Annotated in this window: 17 protein-coding genes and 1 pseudogene; 11 read left to right on the top strand and 7 right to left on the bottom strand. The window is 61.5% G+C overall.

Features of this window, described 5'->3' with window-relative positions; translation table 11 throughout:
• Window positions 1–4 precede the first annotated feature (4 nt).
• Window positions 5–739, bottom strand: a complete 735-nt coding sequence (locus FDM28_RS08585; RefSeq protein ID WP_138514740.1) for a 2OG-Fe dioxygenase family protein — start codon at window positions 737–739, stop codon at window positions 5–7.
• Window positions 740–840: 101 nt separating this feature from the next.
• Between FDM28_RS08585 and FDM28_RS08580 the strand changes: the two genes are divergently transcribed.
• The 4 genes from FDM28_RS08580 (at window position 841) to FDM28_RS08565 (ending at window position 3,774) form a co-directional block, all read left to right on the top strand.
• Window positions 841–1,350 (top strand): hemerythrin domain-containing protein, encoded by a 510-nt coding sequence (locus FDM28_RS08580; RefSeq protein ID WP_138514739.1) that lies wholly within the window; start codon window positions 841–843, stop codon window positions 1,348–1,350.
• 13 nt (window positions 1,351–1,363) lie between these two features.
• Window positions 1,364–1,975, top strand: coding sequence for a YitT family protein (locus FDM28_RS08575; protein ID WP_138514738.1), 612 nt, complete (start codon window positions 1,364–1,366; stop codon window positions 1,973–1,975).
• A gap of 52 nt (window positions 1,976–2,027) precedes the next feature.
• Window positions 2,028–2,609, top strand: coding sequence for a DUF1003 domain-containing protein (locus tag FDM28_RS08570; protein ID WP_138514737.1), 582 nt, complete (start codon window positions 2,028–2,030; stop codon window positions 2,607–2,609).
• Between the two features lie 109 nt (window positions 2,610–2,718).
• Complete coding sequence (locus FDM28_RS08565; protein ID WP_138514736.1) at window positions 2,719–3,774, top strand: NADP-dependent oxidoreductase; 1,056 nt, start codon at window positions 2,719–2,721, stop codon at window positions 3,772–3,774.
• 79 nt (window positions 3,775–3,853) lie between these two features.
• On the opposite strand, the gene FDM28_RS08560 is transcribed toward FDM28_RS08565, so the two are convergent.
• Window positions 3,854–5,050: a serine hydrolase domain-containing protein gene (locus FDM28_RS08560; RefSeq protein WP_138514735.1), complete on the bottom strand. Its 1,197-nt coding sequence runs from the start codon at window positions 5,048–5,050 to the stop codon at window positions 3,854–3,856.
• A 28-nt stretch (window positions 5,051–5,078) separates the two neighbouring features.
• Window positions 5,079–5,952, bottom strand: a pseudogene (locus FDM28_RS08555) (ion transporter).
• Window positions 5,953–6,214: 262 nt separating this feature from the next.
• On the opposite strand from FDM28_RS08555, the gene FDM28_RS08550 reads away from it, so the two are divergent.
• The 5 genes from FDM28_RS08550 (at window position 6,215) to FDM28_RS08530 (ending at window position 10,714) form a co-directional block, all read left to right on the top strand.
• Window positions 6,215–7,249 carry an amino acid ABC transporter substrate-binding protein gene (locus tag FDM28_RS08550; protein WP_138514734.1) on the top strand — a complete coding sequence of 345 codons (1,035 nt, stop codon included), beginning with the start codon at window positions 6,215–6,217 and terminating at the stop codon, window positions 7,247–7,249.
• A gap of 115 nt (window positions 7,250–7,364) precedes the next feature.
• Window positions 7,365–8,540 (top strand): amino acid ABC transporter permease, encoded by a 1,176-nt coding sequence (locus FDM28_RS08545; RefSeq protein ID WP_138514733.1) that lies wholly within the window; start codon window positions 7,365–7,367, stop codon window positions 8,538–8,540.
• Window positions 8,541–8,549: 9 nt separating this feature from the next.
• Window positions 8,550–9,653, top strand: coding sequence for an amino acid ABC transporter permease (locus FDM28_RS08540; RefSeq protein WP_138514732.1), 1,104 nt, complete (start codon window positions 8,550–8,552; stop codon window positions 9,651–9,653).
• Window positions 9,654–9,662: 9 nt separating this feature from the next.
• Window positions 9,663–10,406: an amino acid ABC transporter ATP-binding protein gene (locus FDM28_RS08535; protein WP_138514731.1), complete on the top strand. Its 744-nt coding sequence runs from the start codon at window positions 9,663–9,665 to the stop codon at window positions 10,404–10,406.
• Window positions 10,407–10,411: 5 nt separating this feature from the next.
• Window positions 10,412–10,714 carry a hypothetical protein gene (locus FDM28_RS08530; protein WP_138514730.1) on the top strand — a complete coding sequence of 101 codons (303 nt, stop codon included), beginning with the start codon at window positions 10,412–10,414 and terminating at the stop codon, window positions 10,712–10,714.
• 1 nt (window position 10,715) lies between these two features.
• On the opposite strand, the gene FDM28_RS08525 is transcribed toward FDM28_RS08530, so the two are convergent.
• The gene (locus FDM28_RS08525) at window positions 10,716–11,558 is read right to left on the bottom strand and encodes a M14 family murein peptide amidase A (protein ID WP_240791953.1); all 843 of its coding nucleotides are present in this window, start codon (window positions 11,556–11,558) and stop codon (window positions 10,716–10,718) included.
• Between the two features lie 32 nt (window positions 11,559–11,590).
• On the opposite strand from FDM28_RS08525, the gene FDM28_RS08520 reads away from it, so the two are divergent.
• Together FDM28_RS08520 and FDM28_RS08515 are read left to right on the top strand one after the other, a co-directional pair.
• Window positions 11,591–12,109 carry a flavin reductase family protein gene (locus tag FDM28_RS08520; protein ID WP_138514728.1) on the top strand — a complete coding sequence of 173 codons (519 nt, stop codon included), beginning with the start codon at window positions 11,591–11,593 and terminating at the stop codon, window positions 12,107–12,109.
• A gap of 2 nt (window positions 12,110–12,111) precedes the next feature.
• A complete protein-coding gene (locus FDM28_RS08515; RefSeq protein WP_138514727.1) occupies window positions 12,112–13,449 on the top strand; it encodes a TAXI family TRAP transporter solute-binding subunit in 1,338 nt (445 codons plus the stop codon).
• On the opposite strand, the gene FDM28_RS08510 is transcribed toward FDM28_RS08515, so the two are convergent.
• From FDM28_RS08510 to FDM28_RS08500, 3 genes are all read right to left on the bottom strand, one after another.
• A complete protein-coding gene (locus FDM28_RS08510) occupies window positions 13,439–15,841 on the bottom strand; it encodes a DUF1631 family protein (RefSeq protein WP_138514726.1) in 2,403 nt (800 codons plus the stop codon). The genes FDM28_RS08515 and FDM28_RS08510 overlap by 11 nt on opposite strands.
• Before the next feature lie 21 nt (window positions 15,842–15,862).
• Window positions 15,863–17,524 (bottom strand): energy-dependent translational throttle protein EttA, encoded by a 1,662-nt coding sequence (ettA, locus tag FDM28_RS08505; protein ID WP_138514725.1) that lies wholly within the window; start codon window positions 17,522–17,524, stop codon window positions 15,863–15,865.
• Between the two features lie 64 nt (window positions 17,525–17,588).
• Complete coding sequence (locus FDM28_RS08500; RefSeq protein ID WP_138514724.1) at window positions 17,589–19,838, bottom strand: DUF1631 family protein; 2,250 nt, start codon at window positions 19,836–19,838, stop codon at window positions 17,589–17,591.
• Between the last annotated feature and the right edge of the window lie 108 nt (window positions 19,839–19,946).

The raw sequence follows: 19,946 nt of genomic DNA, 5'->3' as shown, positions 1-19,946 counted from the left end.
ACCATTATTCTTGGAATCCTCCTGCCCGCAGCGTCACCACCAGCGTATCGCGGTAGCCCCCATCTGCCAAGGGCTGAATGGGGGTGGACTCATGGATCACCCGCTGGTCGTCGAGCAGCAGCAAGGACCATGGTTCGCTGAGTGTGAAGCGCTGGCCATTCGGGCCATCGGCCTCAAACACACGGGTTTCGCCGCCCTTGACGCCCTCGCGCGCCACCATGAACACGGCCACCAAATCGACGCCATCGCGGTGCGCGCCCTCGGGCGTGGGGCGGCCGATGCCATCGGTGGTGTCGATGCGGAACTGGTGCGCTTCGGCAAACCAGGTGCGGTGGCCTTTCAAGTCGTCGGCCACACGGCCCAGCCACGCCAGCAATTGCAACCAAGGGCTTTGGGTGGTGAGGCTGCGCTCCATGGGCTCAAAGTGGCGCTGCATGCCGCCGTGCAAGGCGTTGTAGGCCAAGGGCTGCCAGTGCGGGCGGTGCGGGGCCTGGGTCACGCCCTGGGCATCCATCACAAAACAGGAGTGGCGGCGGCGGCGGTAGCGGCCACCGTCTTTGAGATAGTTGTCCGGCGGCAGGTCGTCCCACAAGCCACACCAGCCCAGCATGGCCTCCAGCGGCACGCCGGACAAGCCCGCCACCTGGGACGCCCCGACTACGGCATAGCCCTGGCGAAACAGGGTGGCACCCAAATCGGCAGGGCGGGCAATGAGGGGTGGCGGAAAGGCAATAGTCATAGCGTCGCATTATCAACCGCGCTCTTGCGCCAGTGACTGATGTGCATCAATACGCGCGAGCGCCTTCGCACCTAAGCTGCGGCCTCTCAAGGAGACCCGCTATGACCCAGCCCACTGCCACCCCATCCACCCCCCTCGCCTGGAGCGATGCCCTGGTACTCGACATGCCGGTGATGGACGAAGTCCATGAAGAGTTTGTGGAACTGCTGGCCCAAGTGGTGCGTGCCCCCGATGACATGCTCCTGCCACTCTGGAGCCGCCTGATTGCGCACACCCAGGACCACTTTGACCGCGAAGACCAATGGATGCAGGCCACCGGCTTTTCTGCGGCCAACTGCCACTCCACCCAACACAAAGTAGTGCTCCAGGTACTACGCGAAGGCGAAGCACGCGGCCACGGCGGTGACCTGGACGTGGTGCGGCAAATGGCCGACGAGCTGGGCATCTGGTTTCCCCAGCACGCGCAGACCATGGATGCGTCCCTGGCACTGCACTTGCGTTCAGCAGGTTACGACCCTGTAACAGGCGCCCTGGCGCAGCCCGAACGATTGCCGCAAAAGCAAATCCACGGTTGCGGCGGTGTTACCTGCTCGGACACCGAAACCGTTTGACTAGACTTCGCTAATGCCCCACACCCCTGCCACGCTGCGCCACCGCCCCTTTGAAGACCTGCAAGCCCTGCTGACCGGCACCATTTTTGTGGCGCTGGGGGTCTTGATGTTCAAACAAGTGGGGCTGCTCACCGGGGGGACCGCAGGGGTGGCTTTCTGGCTGCACTACGCCACGGGCTGGAATTTCGGGCTCATCTTTTTCACGATTAACCTGCCCTTTTACGCGCTGGCCTACCAGCGCATGGGGCGGGTGTTCACCGTCAAAACCTTTATGGCGGTCGCTCTGCTGGCGGTATGGACCAACCTGCTGCCGCAATGGGTGGGCTTTGAGCACCTGCACCCCGCGGTAACCGCCGTGTTGGGCGGCTTGCTCATGGGCACGGGCATGCTGATCTTGTTCCGGCACAAATCCAGCCTGGGTGGCTTCAATGTGCTGGTGCTCTACCTGCAGGAAAAACACGGCTGGCGCGCCGGCCGCATCCAGATGGCGTTGGACTGCACCATCGTGCTGCTAGCCTTTGGCGTGACCGACTGGCAGCACGTGCTGCTGAGCGTGTTGGGCGCCGTCACCCTGAACCAGACCCTGGCCACCAACCACCGAGCAGGGCGCTACATGGCCCACTGAGCGCACACTCGGGGCACCAGCGGCCCTGCGCCGCATACCACCGGAGGCCCGCATGTCCACCACGACCACCACTGCAGCCCACACCCCATTGGTAGACCAGCACCAGCTCGGCCTGCTGCGTGAACACCGGCGCAAACACCGCCGCAAGCACCCACCAAAAGTAACCGCTGCACCCGAGCATTTCGACCTGCCACCCCCCACCCGCGGCCAACGCATGGCCGACGTGGTGGCGCGCACGGTGGGCTCCTGGCGCTTTATCCTGATCCAAAGCGGCCTGATCGTGGTGTGGATCACGGGCAACGTGCTGACCGGCTCGCACGCCTGGGACCCCTACCCCTTCATCCTGCTCAACCTGCTGCTGTCTTTTCAGGCGGCCTACACGGCGCCGGCCATCATGATGAGCCAGAACCGCCAGTCGGAGCTGGACCGCAAGCATGCCGAGAGCGACTACGAAGTCAATGTGAAGGCGGAGTTGGAGATTGAACTGCTGCACGAAAAGATTGATCTCCTCAAAGACAAAGAGCTTCTGCTGCTGACGCAGGCGGTGAAAGACTTGTCCAGCCAGCTGGCGGAGTTGCGCGGGGCGGCATCGATACCACAATCAGCCAACGCACCACCGCACGCGGAGGCCTAACAACCCGGCGCCGGGGCTTGTCACCTTGGCAACCAGCTTGGGCGCTGTGCGGGGCTACGATGCGCGGCCGTTGCACAGCACCCGGTCTGTGCCCCACTCTGGAGCCTTTATGAGCACGCCTTTGTCATCTCTCGCCCACCTGGTGAATCACCAAATCCGTCTGGCCGCCCGCCCCGTGGGCATGCCCAAGGCATCGGACTGGAGCCATACCACCGAGCCGGTAGCCGAGCCCGCTGAGGGCGGCGTCACCCTCAAGACCCTCGCCCTGAGCCTGGACCCGGCCATGCGTGGCTGGATGAACGAAGGCAAGAGCTATATCCCGCCCGTGGGCATTGGCGAAGTCATGCGCGCCGGGGGCGTCGGTGTGGTGGTGGCCAGCAAGAGCGACAAGTTCGCGGTGGGCGACCATGTGAGCGCAGGCTTTGGCGTGCAGGAATACCTCACGCTGGCGCCGGCCGACTTCAAGCGCGCCGGGCTGCTCAAGATCGACCTGCGCGCAGGCAGCCTTACCCAGTGGCTCAACGTGCTGGGCATGCCCGGCATGACCGGCTACTTCGGCCTGATGGATGTGGGCCAGCCGCAAGCGGGCGAAACCGTGGTGGTGTCGGGTGCGGCCGGCGCCGTGGGCCAAACCGTGGGCCAGATGGCCAAAATCAAGGGCTGCCGCGTGGTGGGCATTGCCGGCGGTGCAGCCAAGTGCGAGTGGGTGGTGAAGGAGCTGGGTTTTGACGCCTGCATTGACTACAAGGCCGGCCCCGGTGCGGTGCGCGCCGGCCTGAAAGAACACTGCCCCGGCGGCGTGGACATTTACTTTGACAACGTGGGCGGCGACATCCTCGACGACGTGCTGGCCCGCATCAACCGCAAGGCCCGCATCATCATCTGCGGCGCCATCAGCCAGTACAACAACACGACCGCCGTGCAAGGCCCCAAGAACTACCTGAGCCTGCTGGTGAACCGCGCGCGCATGGAAGGCATTGTGGTGTTCGACTACGCCGACCGCAACCACCTGGCCGTGGCCGAGATGGCCGGCTACCTGAAAGACGGCCGCATGAAGAGCAAGGAAGACGTGGTGGTAGGCCTGCAAACCTTCCCCGACACGCTGCTCAAGCTCTTCAATGGCGAGAACTTCGGCAAGCTGGTGCTGGAAGTGGCCAAGGGTTAAGACCTTTGCACCTTCTGAATGCTACATTTTTAGGAGCTACTCGCGCATATTCCACGAGCGCTAGAGGCCAATTTGGCACTTAATCGCTCAGTGCTGCGTACACCAGGTTGCGAAACAGCGGCCGGTAGAAAGCGCGCTGGTTGGGCGCCTGCGTGAGCAGGATGGCGAAGAAGTCTCTGGCTGGATCGACAAAAAACACCGTGCCCGAGATACCGCTCCAGTAGTACATGCCTTGGCTGCCCAGCTGGGTGGCCAAGCCATCTTCCAGGCGCACCGCAAAGCCCAGCCCAAAGCCGTGGCCAGGCGGCAGCAAATCCGCACCACGGCCGGTGCGGTTGACCGGAATGCTGCCCAGGTGGTCCGCCGTCATCAGCCGCACCGAGGCGGGGCTCAGGATACGGGCGCCATCCAGCGTGCCGCCATTCAACATGCATTGCAAAAAGCGCGCGTAGTCGGCGGCGGTGGAACCCAAGCCGGCACCACCGGCTTGCATAGGGGTAGGGTGGCGCAAGTCCATCAAGGGCATTTGCTCGCCGCCGTCCGGGTCTTGCGCAAACGGCTCGGCAATGCGCTGGTGCTTGTCGGGCGGCACGGCAAAGGTGGTATCCGCCATACCCAGCGGGCCGAGAATGTGGGCCTGCAGATAGTCTCCCAGCGGCTGGCCGGTCACCCGCTCCAGCAAGGCGCCCAGCAGGTCGGTGGCACGGCTGTATTGCCAGATGCTGCCCGGCTCGTAGCGGTAAGGAATGGCAGCCAAGGCATGCGCAAAGCCGGTGTTGCTGAGCTGGCGGGTGCCCAAACCCGCTTGGGCGTAGCGCTGCTGGATGGGGTCGTCCCCCAATATGTCATAGGTAAGTCCGGCGGTGTGACGCAACAGATCTTGCACCGTGGGTGGGTGGGCCGGCGCACGCGGGGTGCGACCTGCAGCGTCATCAGCCACGCGCACCTCGGCAAACTCGCTCAGGTGCTGGCCCACCGGATCGCTCAATAGCAGTTGCCCGCGCTCCAGCAACTGCATGATGGCCACGGACACGATGGGCTTGGTCATTGAGTAGATGCGGAAGATGCTGTCCCGTGCCATGGGCGTGCCCGCCGCCGGGTCTTGCCAGCCCCAGGCCTGGTGCACCACGGGCTGCCCGTGGCGAGCGATGTAGGCCACCGCGCCGGGCAGGCGGCCCCGGTCCACATGGGATTGCAAAACTTGGTCGAGGCGGGCCAATGCCGGAGCGGAAAAGCCCAGCCCATCAAGCGTGGGGATGGAAGTGGCAAAGGTCATAGGACGGCTCCTGGGTGGGTAGAGGGGCTTACTCGTGCACGTATTCGGGCAAGTGGGCGCCGCAATGCATACAGTAGCGGGCATCGGGGGCATGGCCTTCGGTCAGGCACTCATGGCACGTGCGGGTGGTGGCTGTGGTGACCACACCGCGCAGGGCCGCCATCTCGGAGGTCACGATACCCGTGGGCACCGCCAGGGTGCCCCAGCCCAGCAACATCATGCAAGAGGCAATGAAGCGCCCGAGATCGGTCTTGGGCGTAATGTCGCCAAAACCCACGGTCGTCATGGTGGTCACCGCCCAATAAACGCCGGTGGGAATGCTGGTGAAACCATTGGTAGGCCCCTCCACCACATACATGAGCGTGCCCATGACCAGCACGATCATCAGCACCGCTGACAGAAACACCGATATCTTGCGCCGACTAGCCGCCAGCGCCCGGGCCAGAGACTGGTACTCGGCCACATAGGCCGTGAGTTTGAATACTCGAAACACCCGCAGCAACCGCAACACACGCACATCAATCAAGGCAGACACTTCCGGCACCAAAAGGGCCACGTAAGTGGGCAGCAGCGAGAGCAAATCGATCACCCCATAAAAGCTCAGCGCATAGCGCATAGCGCATGGGGTGGCGCACACACAAAAGCCGGGCGATGTATTCCAGCGTAAAGAGCAGGGTAAAGCCCCACTCCAGCACATCAAACACGGAGCCAAAACGTTGGCCGATCGTGCTCACGCTGTCCAGTGCCACCACGCCCACACTCACCAGAATGGCAGCCATCAACCATTGGTCAAACGCACGGCCGGCACGGGTATCCGCCTCAAAAATGACGGTGTAGGCCCGCAACCGCCAACCATTCAGTGGCTTGCCGAGGTGCCCGGAGGCGTCGTGGGAGGTAGTCATGGGTCAATGCAACCAAATCGTGATGAACAACGTGGCACTGTAACGCCCGCCCCAAGCCATCCCGCAGTGGCACGCTTTCTGCTTTGAATGGACAACTTGCTGAGAGGTAGGCGGCGAATTGGGTTATTACTTTTTCGCATACCTTTCGATGGTAAACCCCGATGAGTGCGATAGCGCCTGAGGCTACAGTTCAGCCTCAGAATCGGGGTGCAGACACCAATGTGGTGCGCCCTGCTGATTCAATTCTTTGGAGTACTGATTTATGAGCATGAAAAAACTGAAAACACTGGCAACCGTGGTTGCTGCTCTGGGTGCTGTCGTTGCAGCGCCTGCCCACGCTGGCAAGACACTGGACGCCATCAAGGCCCGTGGCCAAGTGGTCTGCGGTGTGAACACAGGTTTGGCAGGTTTCGGTGCTGCGGATTCCAACGGCAAATGGACTGGCTTGGACGTGGACGTGTGCCGCGCTGTGGCTGCCGCCACTTTGGGCGATGGCGAAAAAGTGAAGTACGTCCCCCTGAATGCACAAGCCCGCTTCACTGCACTGCAGTCCGGCGAAATCGACGTGCTGTCCCGCAACACTACCTTCACATTGACACGTGATGCGTCCTTGGGCCTGTCCCAAACCGCCGTGACCTACTACGACGGCCAAGGCTTCATGGTGCCAGTGAAGAGCAAGCTCAAGAGCGCCAAGCAGCTCAAGGGCCAGACCGTGTGCGTGCAGTCCGGCACCACCACCGAAAAGAACCTGACCGACTTTTCCAAAGCCAACGCGCTGAACATCAAGCCCATCGTGTTTGAAAAGCTCGAAGCCGCTGAAGGCGCTTACTTCGCCGGCCGTTGCGTGGCCTACACCACCGATGCATCCGGCTTGGCTTCCACCCGTAACAAGGTTGCCAAAAACCCCGCTGACCACATGATCCTGCCCGAGCTGATCTCCAAAGAGCCCTTGGGCCCGATGGTTCGCCGCGGTGACGACGAGTGGACCGCCATCGTGAAGTGGACCGTGTACGGCCTGCTGGAAGCCGAAGAAGCAGGCGTGACCCAAGCCAACGTGGACGACCTGAAAGCCAACAGCAAAGACCCCGTCATCGGCCGCCTGCTGGGCTCTACCGAAGACACCGGCAAGCTGCTGGGCTTGGACAAAGAATGGCTGGCACGTGCTGTAAAGACCACCGGCAACTACGGTGAAATCTTTGAGCGCAACGTGGGCCCCAAGTCTCCCTTGCAATTGCCACGTGGTTTGAACAACCTGTGGAGCAAGGGTGGCGTGCAATACGCTCCTCCCGTCCGTTAATCACGGTTAGCGGAGTGCTGTAACCCGGCATGACGCACCAGAAAAGGGCAGTCGCACACACCATGCGCTGCCCTTTTCAATTCGCGAGCGTTTTTTCATAACAACAAGGGCTGATATGTCCACACCCTCTTCACCTCCTAAAAAGTCGTGGTCCTGGCGCAGTCAGGCATTCCGCGGGTTGCTGTACCAAGTGGTGGCCATCGTGGCTGTTCTGGTCACGGTGCTCTACCTGGCCCACAACACCACCACCAACATGAAGTTGCGTGGCATCCAAAGTGGTTTTGATTTTTTGATGGGCCCCGCCGGCTTTGATATCGGCGAGAGCTTTTTTACGTTTGACTCCGGCGAGTCCTACTGGCGCGCCTACCTGGTCGGCTTTGTGAACACCTTGCGCGTGGCAGTGGTGGGCATTGTGCTCACCACCATTCTGGGCACGCTGATCGGCGTGGGCCGCTTCTCGCGCAACGCCTTGATCCGCGGCCTGTGCTCGGTGTATGTCGAGTTCTTCCGCAACATTCCGGTGCTGCTGCAGTTGCTGATGTGGTACCTCATGTTTACCGAGGTACTGCCTGCATCCAATGAGCCCCTGGTGTTCGGCCCCTTCTTCTTGAGCAAGGGCGGCCTGAACTTTCCGATTCCCGAGTGGGCCAGCGGCCACGTGTGGGGCGCATGGGGCCTGCTGGCAGGCATCGTGGGCGCGGTGCTGTACCGTTCGTACGCCACCAAGTCGTTTGAGCAAACCGGCCGTGTCAAAAGCATGTTTTGGGCACCCCTGGCCATCGTGCTGGGTGGCGGCATTCTGGGCTGGCTGCTGGGCGGGGCACCCACGGCGCTCAACATGCCGGTGCAAGGCGAGTTCGCCATTGAAAACGGCGGCGCGCTGACCCCCGAATACCTCTCGGTATTGCTGGGCCTGACCATCTACACCGCCGCTTTTGTGTCGGAAGTGGTGCGCGGCGGTATCCAGTCCGTGGCCTTGGGCCAGTCCGAAGCGGCTGCCGCGTTGGGCTTGAGCCGAGGCCAGACCATGCGCCTGGTGATGTTGCCGCAAGCCTTGCGCGTGATCATTCCACCCGTCACCAACCAATACCTCAACCTCACCAAGAACTCTTCGCTGGCGGTGGCCATTGGCTACCCGGATGTGGTGTCGATTGCCAACACGGCCATCAACCAGACCGGGCGCGCCGTGGAGTGCATTGCCATCATCATGCTGGTGTACCTGAGCACATCGCTGTTCACATCGATCACGATGAATTGGTACAACACCCGCTCCGCCATCAAAGAACGTTAAGAGACGCATATGAGCGCAAGCACATTTCAACCCATTGAAGCCCGCCCCGCCCCGGTCAAGACCGACGGCTTGGTCGCGTGGATTCGCATCAACCTGTTCGCGGACTGGAAAACCACACTGGGCACGCTGCTGATCGGCGCCGCCCTGCTGGCCATCCTGCCGCGTTTCCTGAACTGGGCCCTCTTCCACGCGGTGTGGATGCCCAACTTTGAGGCCTGCCACGTCGAGGGGGCTGGTGCCTGCTGGGGCGTGATTGCGGAGAAATTCCGCATCATCATCTTCGGCCGCTTCCCCTTTGAAGAGCAATGGCGCCCACTGATTGCCACCCTGCTGCTGTGCAGCCTGCTGGTCGTGAGCTGCATGCGCATGGCCTGGAAGCCGGTGCTGGGTCTGGCCTGGATACTGGTGCTGGGCAGCTTCTTCCTGCTCATGGGCGGCGGCGTAGCCGGCCTGAGCAAGGTGGATACCGACCGCTGGGGCGGCCTGCCACTGACGCTGCTGCTGTCTTCCTTGTCCATGGCCATGGCGTTTCCACTGGCGCTGCTGATTGCCTTGGGCCGCCGCTCCAAGCTGCCCGCCATCAAGACCTTCTGCACGATTTATGTGGAGCTGATCCGCGGTGTGCCGCTGATCTCGGTGCTGTTCATGGCATCGTTCATGTTCCCGTTGCTGATGCCTCAGGGTTTCAACATCGACGTGCTGGTGCGAGTGCTGGCCGGTATCACCCTGTTTGCCGCTGCCTACATGGCCGAGGTGATTCGCGGTGGCTTGCAGGCGGTGCCCAAGGGCCAGATTGAGGCTGCTGCCACGCTGGGCCTGAGCTACTGGCAAACCCAGCGCAAGATCGTGCTGCCCCAGGCCCTGTCCATGGTGGTGCCCGGCATCATGAACAACTTCATCTCCACCTTCAAGGACACCTCGCTGGTAACCATCGTGAGCTTGTATGAGCTGACCGGGTCCATGAGCCTGGCCTTGAATTCGGACGCTGACTGGCGTCCCTACAAGATTGAAGGCTACCTCTTCATCGCCCTGATTTACTTCGGATTTTGCTTCTCCATGTCGCGCTACAGCCTGTGGATCGAAAAGCAAGTCAACAAAAGCAAACTCCGCTAAGGAACGAATATGTCTGAACCCATCATCACCTTCAACAAAGTCAACAAGTGGTACGGCAACAATTTCCACGTACTACGCGATATTGACCTGACCGTCACCAAAGGCGAACGCATCGTGGTCTGCGGCCCCTCTGGCTCCGGCAAGTCCACCATGATCCGCTGTATCAACCGCCTCGAAGAGCACCAGCAGGGCAACCTCATCGTGGATGGCGTAGAGCTGACCGACGACGTAAAAGCCATTGACGACGTACGCAAAAAAGTCGGCATGGTGTTCCAGCAGTTCAACCTGTTCCCGCACCTCACCGTGCTGGAAAACCTGACGCTCTCCCCCATGTGGGTCGGCAAAATGCCAAAGAAAGAGGCAGAAGAAAAAGCCATGGTCCAGCTGGAACGTGTGCGCATTGCCAACCAGGCCAACAAGTACCCGCTGCAACTCTCCGGCGGTCAGCAGCAGCGCGTGGCGATTGCCCGTGCCCTGTGCCTGAAGCCCAAGATCATGCTGTTCGATGAGCCCACATCGGCCCTCGACCCCGAGATGATCAAGGAAGTGCTGGACGTGATGATCGAGATGGCCGGCCAGGGCATCACCATGATTTGCGTGACCCACGAAATGGGCTTTGCCAAGGCTGTGGCAGACCGCGTGATCTTCATGGACCAGGGCCAGATCGTGGAGCAAAACACGCCCCACGAGTTCTTCAACAACCCGCAGAACGAGCGCAGCCGCGACTTCCTGTCCAAAATCCTGGGCCACTAAGTCACATGAGCACCGCCAACCCCACCACTGCACACGCACAACTCCAGGTGTTGCAAGACGCCCTGGACCAGTTCCGTGCGGATGGGCTGGCGGCACATGCCTTGTCAGAATTGGCACGCGGCCAGAGTGCATTGCTCGCCGCGCTGCCAGCCAAATTTACCGAGGTGCTGCACCAGTTGATGGACCGGCTGGAGTCCAGCGCCTTATTCAGCGAAGAAAGCTGCTCCTTCAGCCAGCGCGATCTGGTGGACAGCCTGCAACTCTGGGCCGACAAGGCCTCCCAGCGCCTCGCCCAAGCAGCGGCCTGACTCAGGGTGCGCTGGCTGCCGCAACCGGCCCCAAGCGCTCATTGGTCCAGCGCAGCAAATCCATCCACATCTGCCGGACTTCGGCATCCTGCGGCAAGCGGCCTGCACTGGGTAGCTCAATCGTCACGACCGGTATGCGCCGGTGCACCCCAGCGTAGTTGCCCAAAGAGCCCGGAAAGATGCCCACCTGGTCCAGATACAAACGCCCCAGTTTGCTGGGTGGCACCGAGGGTCCGTCAAAGTCCAGCACGCCGTAAGGCGCATGCACGCTGACGATCAGGTTAGGCTTGAAGCTGTCCATTTGCTCCAAGAGAAAGCGGGACTCCGGCTCCGACACCGGCTTGGTACCCGGCCAGCGGCGTGGATCCCGCTGGGTGCGCTGCTCCCAATACACCTTGGCATCACGCGCCCAATTGGGCGTGGGGAAATTGCGATTCAAATCCACACCGCTGCCATTGGTGCGGCGAGCGGGTTTGGCAAACAGTCCGTCGGGGTTCAGGCTGGGGATGAAGCGCCAATGGATATCCAAGGGCGAATCCGAAGGCGGTGTCATCGCCAGATTCAGCCAGTGGTAGACCAGCGAGGTGGAAGACATCTCATCTCCGTGGATCCCCCCCACCACCAGCACTTTGAAGTTCGCGTCCGCAGCCCCCACATCCCGCCCCCACAGTACCCGCCCCTGACCGGAGCGGGCCTTCAAATCCTGCAGGCCTGCGGCATCGCACATGGCCGGGGAGACACTCGGTATTTTGGAAGAATAATCCACGCAAGCCCTCGACATATCTGCGCGAGCAGCTATCGAAAACATAGCAATCAACAAGGCGGCGAACATCGGTTTGTGCATGAAGGGCATTGTAAATGGGGTAAATTCGATGCATGACACCCCCCTCCCGTGCCCACCGCGCCACGCCACCCAACTTTTCCAGCCCTCAGTTCCGCCAGGCGCTAGGCATGTTTGCGACCGGGGTCACCATCGTCACCGCTCGCACCAGTGACGGCACACTGGTCGGTCTGACCGCCAATTCGTTCAACTCGGTGTCGCTCTCCCCCCCGCTGGTGCTCTGGAGTCTGGCGCAAAAAGCCGGCTCCATGGCCGCATTCAGCCGCGGCGCGCATTACGCCATCAATATCCTAGCGGCGGACCAGCAGGCATTGGCGCTGCAATTCGCCGCCAAAGACGTAGACCGCTACGCGGGCGTGGACTTTGAATTGGGGTACAACGGTGCACCGCTGTTAACCGGTGCAGCAGCCAGCTTCGAGTGCTTTAACCGCAGCCAATATGAAGAAGGCGATCACGTGATTTTTGTGGGCGAAGTGGAGCGCTGCAGCCACCGGGTCGGCGCTTCGCCGCTGCTCTACCATGGCGGCAAGTTTTACGCCGAGCATCCGCTGTAAGCATGTCATTGCATGTACCCCGCCCCGTCAAAGCTGCCCTGCTCGCGGTATGGGACCTATTCACCTCTGCCAGCCCCCTGTTGATTGCCGGCGCCGCCTTGATCTGGCTGGCCTATTGGTGGATGGACCCCATGCCCCCGAAACAGCTCACCCTGGTCACCGGGCCGGAGCAAAGTGCATATGCCGATATGGGCGAGCAATACGCGGCCCTGCTACGGCGCCACGGCATTACCGTGGAGCTCGTCCACACCGAAGGCTCGGCAGACAACCTGCGGCGGCTGCAAAGCGGTGAAGCTGATGCGGGCTTTGTACAAGGCGGCAGCTCCACCACACCACCCAACGAGGATGCGGAAGACCTACTCACCCTCGGTAATTTGTTTGTTGAGCCTGTGTGGCTCTTTTATCGCAGCAGTGCCGCTGCGGCAGTGACTCCTTCCGGCAAGCTGACCTCCCTGAACCAGCTGGCATCTCTACGCATCAATGCCGGCACGGCGGGTAGCGGCGTGCCTCCCTTGATGGATTCGCTACTCGATATGCACCGCATGGATCCGAAGAAGGTGCACCTCAGCCACCTGGAGCAAACCCCTGCCACGGTGCAACTGCTACAGGGCAAGCTGGATGCTGTCGTATTTGCCTCCGCCCCCCAGGCCCCCATGGTGCAAATGCTGCTGCAAACCCCGGGCATCCGGCTGATGGACTTTCCGCAGAACGAGGCCTACGCGCGGCGCCTGCCCTTCATCACCCCGGTCACCCTGCCGCGCGGCGTCGTGGACCTGGCCCGCAATGTACCGGCGCAGGATGTGCACCTGATCGCAACCACCACCAGCATGCTGGTCCGCGAGGGTTTGCACCCCGGCCTGCGCCAATTGCTGGCGCAAGCGGCCGTACAGACCCACGGGCAATCGGGCTGGTTCAACCGGGCTCGCGAGTTTCCCAACGCGTCCAACAGCGAGTTTCCTTTGGCACCGGAAGCCGAGCGGACCTTGAAAAACGGCGTCCCCACCCTGCAGCGCTACATCCCGTTCACACTCGCCAACCTCGTAGAACGCATGTGGCTGGCCATGGGCATCATCATTGCGGTACTGCTGCCCTTGGGCAAGATTGCGCCCCCGCTCTACGCGTACCGGGTGCGCTCACGGGTGTTCCGCTGGTACGGGCAGTTGCGGGATATTGAAACCCGCTTTGAGGCCGACGCCTCGCTCGCGCCAGAGCTGCTGAAAGAGCTGAGCACCATCGAAGCCCGTGTAGGCAAAGTAATTTTGCCGCTCTCGTATGCGGACGAACTCTATGCGCTGCGCAACCACATCGGGCTGGTGCGCCAGAGGCTGGCTACAGCGTAGAGTCCACGCTGTTTTTCATGGCCTGCTGGGCTACCGCATCGAGCGCACTATCCACTACTGGCTGTGCAGAAATCACCCGCAACTGACCCGCAGCCACCAGCTTGTCGTGGGTGCGGCGCGTCATCGACTGTGTGGTGCCCGCTGCGCTGGTAAACAGGAACAAGGTGCCATGCGGACTGGCCCATGTGAGTTGGGTACGTACCCAATCGCCTTGCGACTGCAACTCCACCCAGGACCCGAGCGGCAAGCCACCGGCTCCCGTGCCACTCATGACCGGTGCAGCAGTAGCACCCAAGCCGGTGATGACCGGCAAATCGCCTTCCGGCGCGGCCACAGGCGCATCGTCAGGCATATCGAGGAAGTTGGAGTCTTGTGCCTCTGAGGGTGCCACCCACGGATTGCCCTCTTCCACCGGACGATGGCGCACCAAAGTCGCCACCGAAGGGGGCTTGAGCTCCGCAGGCACCGCAGCGACTGTTGCCGTATTGTCACGCTGCACCGCTCGGAAGGCCGCCTGGTGCAGGCCCATGAGCACTTCAAAAAAAGCACTGGTTTTGGTGGCGGGGTATTGGATGGTGTCCAGGCCATCGCGCAAGGTATTGAGCAACAAAGGCACCAACTTCGTCAGCTTGGCCACATTCTTGTGGGCCAGCTCGGGGTGGGCACTCCAGAGCAATGCAGATATCAGCGCTTGGTATTTGTCGGCAGCGGCAGAGCCCGCACCGCCGGCCAAGCGGGCCTGCGCAACCACCTGCGCCCACGGGCCACACAAAAAGTTCACCACCACTTCAGGCACCTTGGCGGCGTCCGGGTGGGAGTCAATATCACGCGCAATTTTTTCTGCGAGCAAGTTGCGTTGCTCCACTTTTTCCAGCGCCTTCACCGCTTGGGTACGGGCTTGGAGCTGTTTATTGGCCTCTTGCTGCCAGATCGTCTTTAGGTCATTCAGCGCTTGCGCGAACAGCTCGGGACCCTCTAGCATGGCGTCTGCCAGAGGGGCGATCGCCTCGCGCACTTCGTCGAGAAACGCCAAAAACCCCGGCGCTTGGACATTCGGAAATGCCAGACTGCGGTGCGTGATTTCCTGTACCAGCAAACGCGCTACATGGTGTTTGTCGGTGAACAAGCGGGGGTCTATCAGCGCCAAGCGCATCAGCGCAGGCTCCAGCTCCCGGATGACTTGTTGCACAGGCTCCAGCAAGCGGGGGTCGCGGGCAATGTTGTCCACCATCAAACCCACCACTTCCAGGCTCAGGGCCTGCGCGACACCGTTGGCGGTTTGGCGAATGGCCTCGCGGGTGGCTTGCAAGCCCTGCTGACCGCCCACAGGCAACAGGCCGCCGCGCCGCTGCTCCAAGCGCTGCACCACGCGCTCCACCTGCTTCATCTCGGTGAGTGCCTCAAACGCCGCAGGCACCGTGGCCGCGAAATCCGCCTGCACATCTTCCGCCGGCGGGGCACCACCCGGCGACTCAAACTGGCGGGCAAATTGCTGGGCAAAAGCGGCAACGCGATGTGGAGTCCCCAATTGATCCAACTCGCCCGCCAGCAAGCGGCGCAGGCGATCCAGCGTCAACAACGCGGGGTCGGCTACAGGCCGTGGCGCACGAATTTCCCGTGCAATGATGGCTTCCCGCTCCGCACTCCCCGGCGCTCCATAACGCGCCGACTCCGCAAACGGGGATGGCGTTGCAACTGACTCCCGTGGTTTTCCAAAAGGTGCGCCGGCATTCAGAGGTGCTGGAGTGACTGCATAGCCTGCAGCCACGACACCTTCCGCCTTCAATTTGTTGGCAAGCTTGGCATACAACTCGCGCAGCTCCACCCCCAAAGCCACACCCATGCCGGTCACCCACTCCAAGCGGATTCCGGCGGCAACAGGAGTGCGCTCTACGGTAACTTTCAGTGCGTTGATGTAGGCCTGCGGGCGCAACGGGTTGCGCTCCGGCCGCACGGTGGGCAACCCCAGGGTGGCGCAAATCAGGGTGTTGAGTTCGGCCAGGCTCACCTCTGCCGCGAGCATGGCCATTTGCTGGGCACGGGCCATGTTGACGCTCTCCTGCACCTGGAGTTCATCCATCAACTCCAGTTGATCGAAGTGCATGTCGTGGATGCTGGGAACCGCCGCCTTCACCGTTTCCACCGGGCGGGTGAACTCCTCCAGCAGGGCCACCTCGTAGCCCTCTCGCAAAGCACCTTCGTGGATGCGGAGTTGCTTGAGGGACTCTGCATACACATCGCGCTCACGCAACTCACGTGCTGCCATTTCCCGGGCCTGCAAGCCCTTGCGCAAGGTGTCGATCAGGCGCCCCATGATGACACCACCGCTGCTGGCCGCGTCACGGACTGTTGCTTGGTACAAAGACTGGTGGCGGGCGGTGGAGTCCATCATGGCGGGCGGCTGAAAAAAGACTTACTTCAAGGCCTTGTAACGCATGCGCTTGGGCTTGGCACCTTCTTCACCCAGGCGCTTCTTCTTGTCGGCTTCGTACTCTTGGTAGTTGCCGTCAAAGAAGGTCCACTGGCTGTCGCCTTCGGCTGCGAGGATGTGGGTGGCAATACGGTCCAGGAACCAGCGATCGTGGGAAATCACCAGCATGGTGCCGGCAAATTCGAGCAACGCGTCTTCCAAGGCGCGCAAGGTTTCCACGTCCAAGTCGTTAGACGGCTCATCAAGCATCAGCACGTTGCCGCCCGCGATCAGGGTTTTGGCCAAGTGCAAACGGCCGCGCTCACCGCCGGAGAGCATGCCCACCTTTTTCTGCTGATCGCCACCGTTGAAGTTGAAACGGCCGCAGTACGCACGGCTGGCCATCTGGAACTTGCCGACGTTGAGAATGTCGAGTCCACCGGACACGTCTTCCCACACGGTTTTTTCGTCCGACAGTGCGTCGCGGTGCTGGTCCACAAACGCCATCTTCACGGTGGAGCCGATCACCACTTCGCCAGAATCGGGCTTCTCGCGGCCTGCGATCAGCTTGAACAAGGTCGACTTACCGGCACCGTTGGGGCCGATGATGCCGACGATCGCACCTGCCGGAATATTGAAACTCAGGTTGTCAATCAACAACCGGTCACCAAAGGACTTGCTCACGCCCTTGAACTCGATCACCTGGCTGCCCAAGCGGTCGGCCACGGGGATGAAGATTTCGTTGGTTTCGTTGCGCTTCTGGTATTCGAAGTCGCTCAATTCTTCAAAGCGGGCCAAACGGGCCTTGCTCTTGGCTTGGCGGGCCTTGGGGTTTTGGCGGGACCATTCCAATTCCTTCTTCAAGGCCTTGGCGCGGGCTTCTTCGCCCTTCTGCTCAGCTTCCAAACGGGCGCCCTTTTGGGTCAACCAATCCGAGTAATTGCCCTTGTACGGAATGCCGGAGCCACGGTCCAATTCCAGAATCCACTCAGCCGCGTTGTCCAAGAAGTAGCGATCGTGGGTAATGGCCACCACGGTGCCGGAATAGCGCTGCAGGAACTGCTCCAGCCAGTCCACCGATTCGGCGTCCAAGTGGTTGGTGGGTTCGTCGAGCAGCAGCATGTCGGGCTTGGAGAGCAGCAAGCGGCACAGCGCCACACGGCGCTTTTCACCACCGGAAAGCACGCCGATGTTGGCATCCCATGGGGGCAAACGCAGCGCGTCGGCAGCGATTTCGAGTTGGTGCTCGGAGTCGGTGCCAGCAGTCGCAATGATGGCCTCCAGCTCGGCCTGCTCCGCAGCCAAAGCATCAAAGTCGGCGTCTTCCGCACCGTAGGCGGTGTATACCTCTTCAAGACGGGCCTTGGCGGCGAACACGTTGCCCATGCCGCTTTCCACTGCCTCACGCACGGTGTGATTTGGGTCGAGCTGGGGTTCCTGGGGCAGGTAGCCGATGTTCAAGCCGGCCATGGGGATGGCTTCGCCCTCGATTTCCTTGTCCACACCCGCCATGATCTTGAGCAGGGTGGATTTACCGGAACCGTTGGTACCCAAGACGCCGATCTTGGCGCCAGGGAAGAAGGACAGGGAGATGTCTTTAAGAATGTGCCGCTTGGGGGGCACGATCTTGCCGACGCGGTTCATGGAGAAAACGTATTGAGCCATTGCGATTCTGGTTATTCAGCGGTAAACCACTATTATCGACTGCGGCGCCCCGCTTGCACTTTCCTTAGTCGACAGAACCGTCTTCTGACGCATTTTTTACATCGTTGCGCAAGGCCTGGCGGGCAACGGCATCCAGCGCGTTGTCCACCACGTGCCCGTCGGATACGAGATGAATTAAGCCCAGCCCGCGCAAGCGGTCCATGGTGCGGCGGGACATGGAGTGCGCCAAGCCACCACCCGAGGTGAACATGAACAAGGTGCGGTGCGGGCTGCTCCAGGTCAACTGCGCCCGCACCCAGACACCGCCCAAAGCCATATCCACCCAGGCACCAGTGTGCAGGCTCTCCGCACTCCAGGCGCTTTGCAGCTCGGGATCGGCCACCTCGGGAGCGTCCGGTGGCGTTATCGGCACAGCAGTATCAAACACGAAGCCGGAGTCTTGGGCCTCTTCCTCCGCCAGCCACAGCTCTTCTGCAGACAATTCTGCAGGCGGCGCCGCAGGGGAAGCAGGCGCATCCCGTTGGGCCACAAATTTGGCGTTGTCAAACGCCTGTTCATGCACTGCAATCAGCGCATCGAAGAAAAGTGGAATGCGCTCTTCCGGAAAGTCGATACGCGCCAAGCCCTGCCGGATTTGCACCAGCATTTGCGGCACTAACGCGACCAGGCGGGCGCGGCTTTTGCGCACCAGCCGGGGTTGCACGCTCCAGATCAAATCGTCAACCAAGGCGAGATAACCATCGGCGTCTTCCCGGCCATCGGTGCAACGCAGTTGGCTCTCTGCAACCACCTGCGCCCAGGGCCCCCGCAAAAAGGCCAGTACAAACTCCGGCGCATTTTTAAACGTCATCCGCTGCACAAACTCCTGCGCTAAGCGCTGTGCAAGCATCTGGCGCTGCTCCGCATGCATGAGGCCGCGCGCTGCTTCGGCTGCCAGCTGACGCTGTTGCAGCTCATCTTGCGACCAGCCCTCCTCCAGCTTGCGCACCATGCGCTCAAAGGCTTTGGCATCCCCCTCGCCCCCCGCCAGCACGCTAATCGCGTTGACCAGGGTTTTATGGAAGCGGGCAAAACCGGCGTCATTCTCCGACTGGAAAGCCAAGCTGCGGTGTGTCATCCGGTCCAAAAAAATACGAGCCGGGTGCTTACGATCGGCAAAAAAGCGCGGATCCAGCACCGACAAACGCTGCAGCACCGGCTCCATTCTCAAAATCGATTGGCGCACGCCAGGGAGCAGGCGGCGGTCTTGCATCAGGTTTTCCAGCATGAGCCGCACGACCTCTTGCCCAAGCTCCTTGCCCAGAGCCCTGCCTTGCAGCACATCCCCCTTGCCCCTGGCGGCCACCGCCCGCGGTGAAGTGCCGTCTTCAGCGTCGATCACGGGCTGGCTCGCCCGCAGGGCAAGGCGCTTAAGCATGGGCTCGACCAGCTTCATGTCCTCCAACGCTACAAACGAGGCCGGCACAGTGTGAGAAAAATCCACGCTACCCGACGGGCTGACCGGAGAATCCAACTCCCCGGAGAGCAAGCGTCGCAGCTTGTCGAGCGTGAGCAGGCTGCGGGTTACCGGCGTGTCAGGCGCTTTGACCGGCCCGCCAAAGGGGTTGCTGCTTGCCGCAGCGGTGGCCACCGGCTCCACCCCATGGGATTTGAGCCACTCCACCAACTCGCGGTACATCTGGCTGAGCGCGGTGCCCATCAACCCTGCGGCCGGCGCCATGACCGCCGCACGGGCCTCGTCGTCCGGAATGACTTGCCCCAAGGACTCACGCAGGGCATGCACAAAGGCCTCCGGCTTGAGCGGGTTAAGGTGAGCTTGCACACTGGCCCAGCCCATGAGGCTGCTAACCAGCGCATTGAGCGCGGGTAGTACGCCTTCTACCGAGCGGTTGACTTCCTGCTCGGTCACCGCCCACTCAATGTTGGCGTCAATCTGGTCTTCTTCCAGAAACTGGAAGTCATCAAACCGCACCTGGCTGATTTGAGGCTTGCGAAAAGAGCCGCCGCCATAAATGGCGCTGCGCAACTCCACCCGGAATACCGCTTTGGCTTCATGGCCCTGCGCCAGCAGCTTTTCCACCGTGGCACGCCGCACAGGGTGCTGGCGGGCATGCAAGGTATTGCCGCCCGCCACGCCCAGCATGGCCTGCAGGCCGGCAAATACATCGTCCAGCAAGGCATCGCTTTGCTCCAGCACCGCTTCGATGCAGGTAGAGAGCGAGGGTTTGGTGTCGCCCGGCTCATGGGCCACACCGAGACGCCGGAGCAGGTATTTCTTCATCTTGGGGCCATTTTTATCACCGGAATCGGGCATGGCCAGTGTAGTGACACATTGTTACCCGCAGGTAAACCACGGCTCGGGCAGGAGGGGCCTAAAGGGTATGTGCGCCAAGCGTGCGACAATACGGGCCATTGCAGCTTT

Origin of the sequence: Rhodoferax bucti, assembly GCF_005876985.1 — a bacterium.
Classification (GTDB): Bacteria; Pseudomonadota; Gammaproteobacteria; order Burkholderiales; family Burkholderiaceae_C; genus Allorhodoferax; species Allorhodoferax bucti.
The sequence above is the reverse complement of the archived record's forward strand: the minus strand, read 5'-3'. Positions and strand labels throughout refer to the sequence as shown.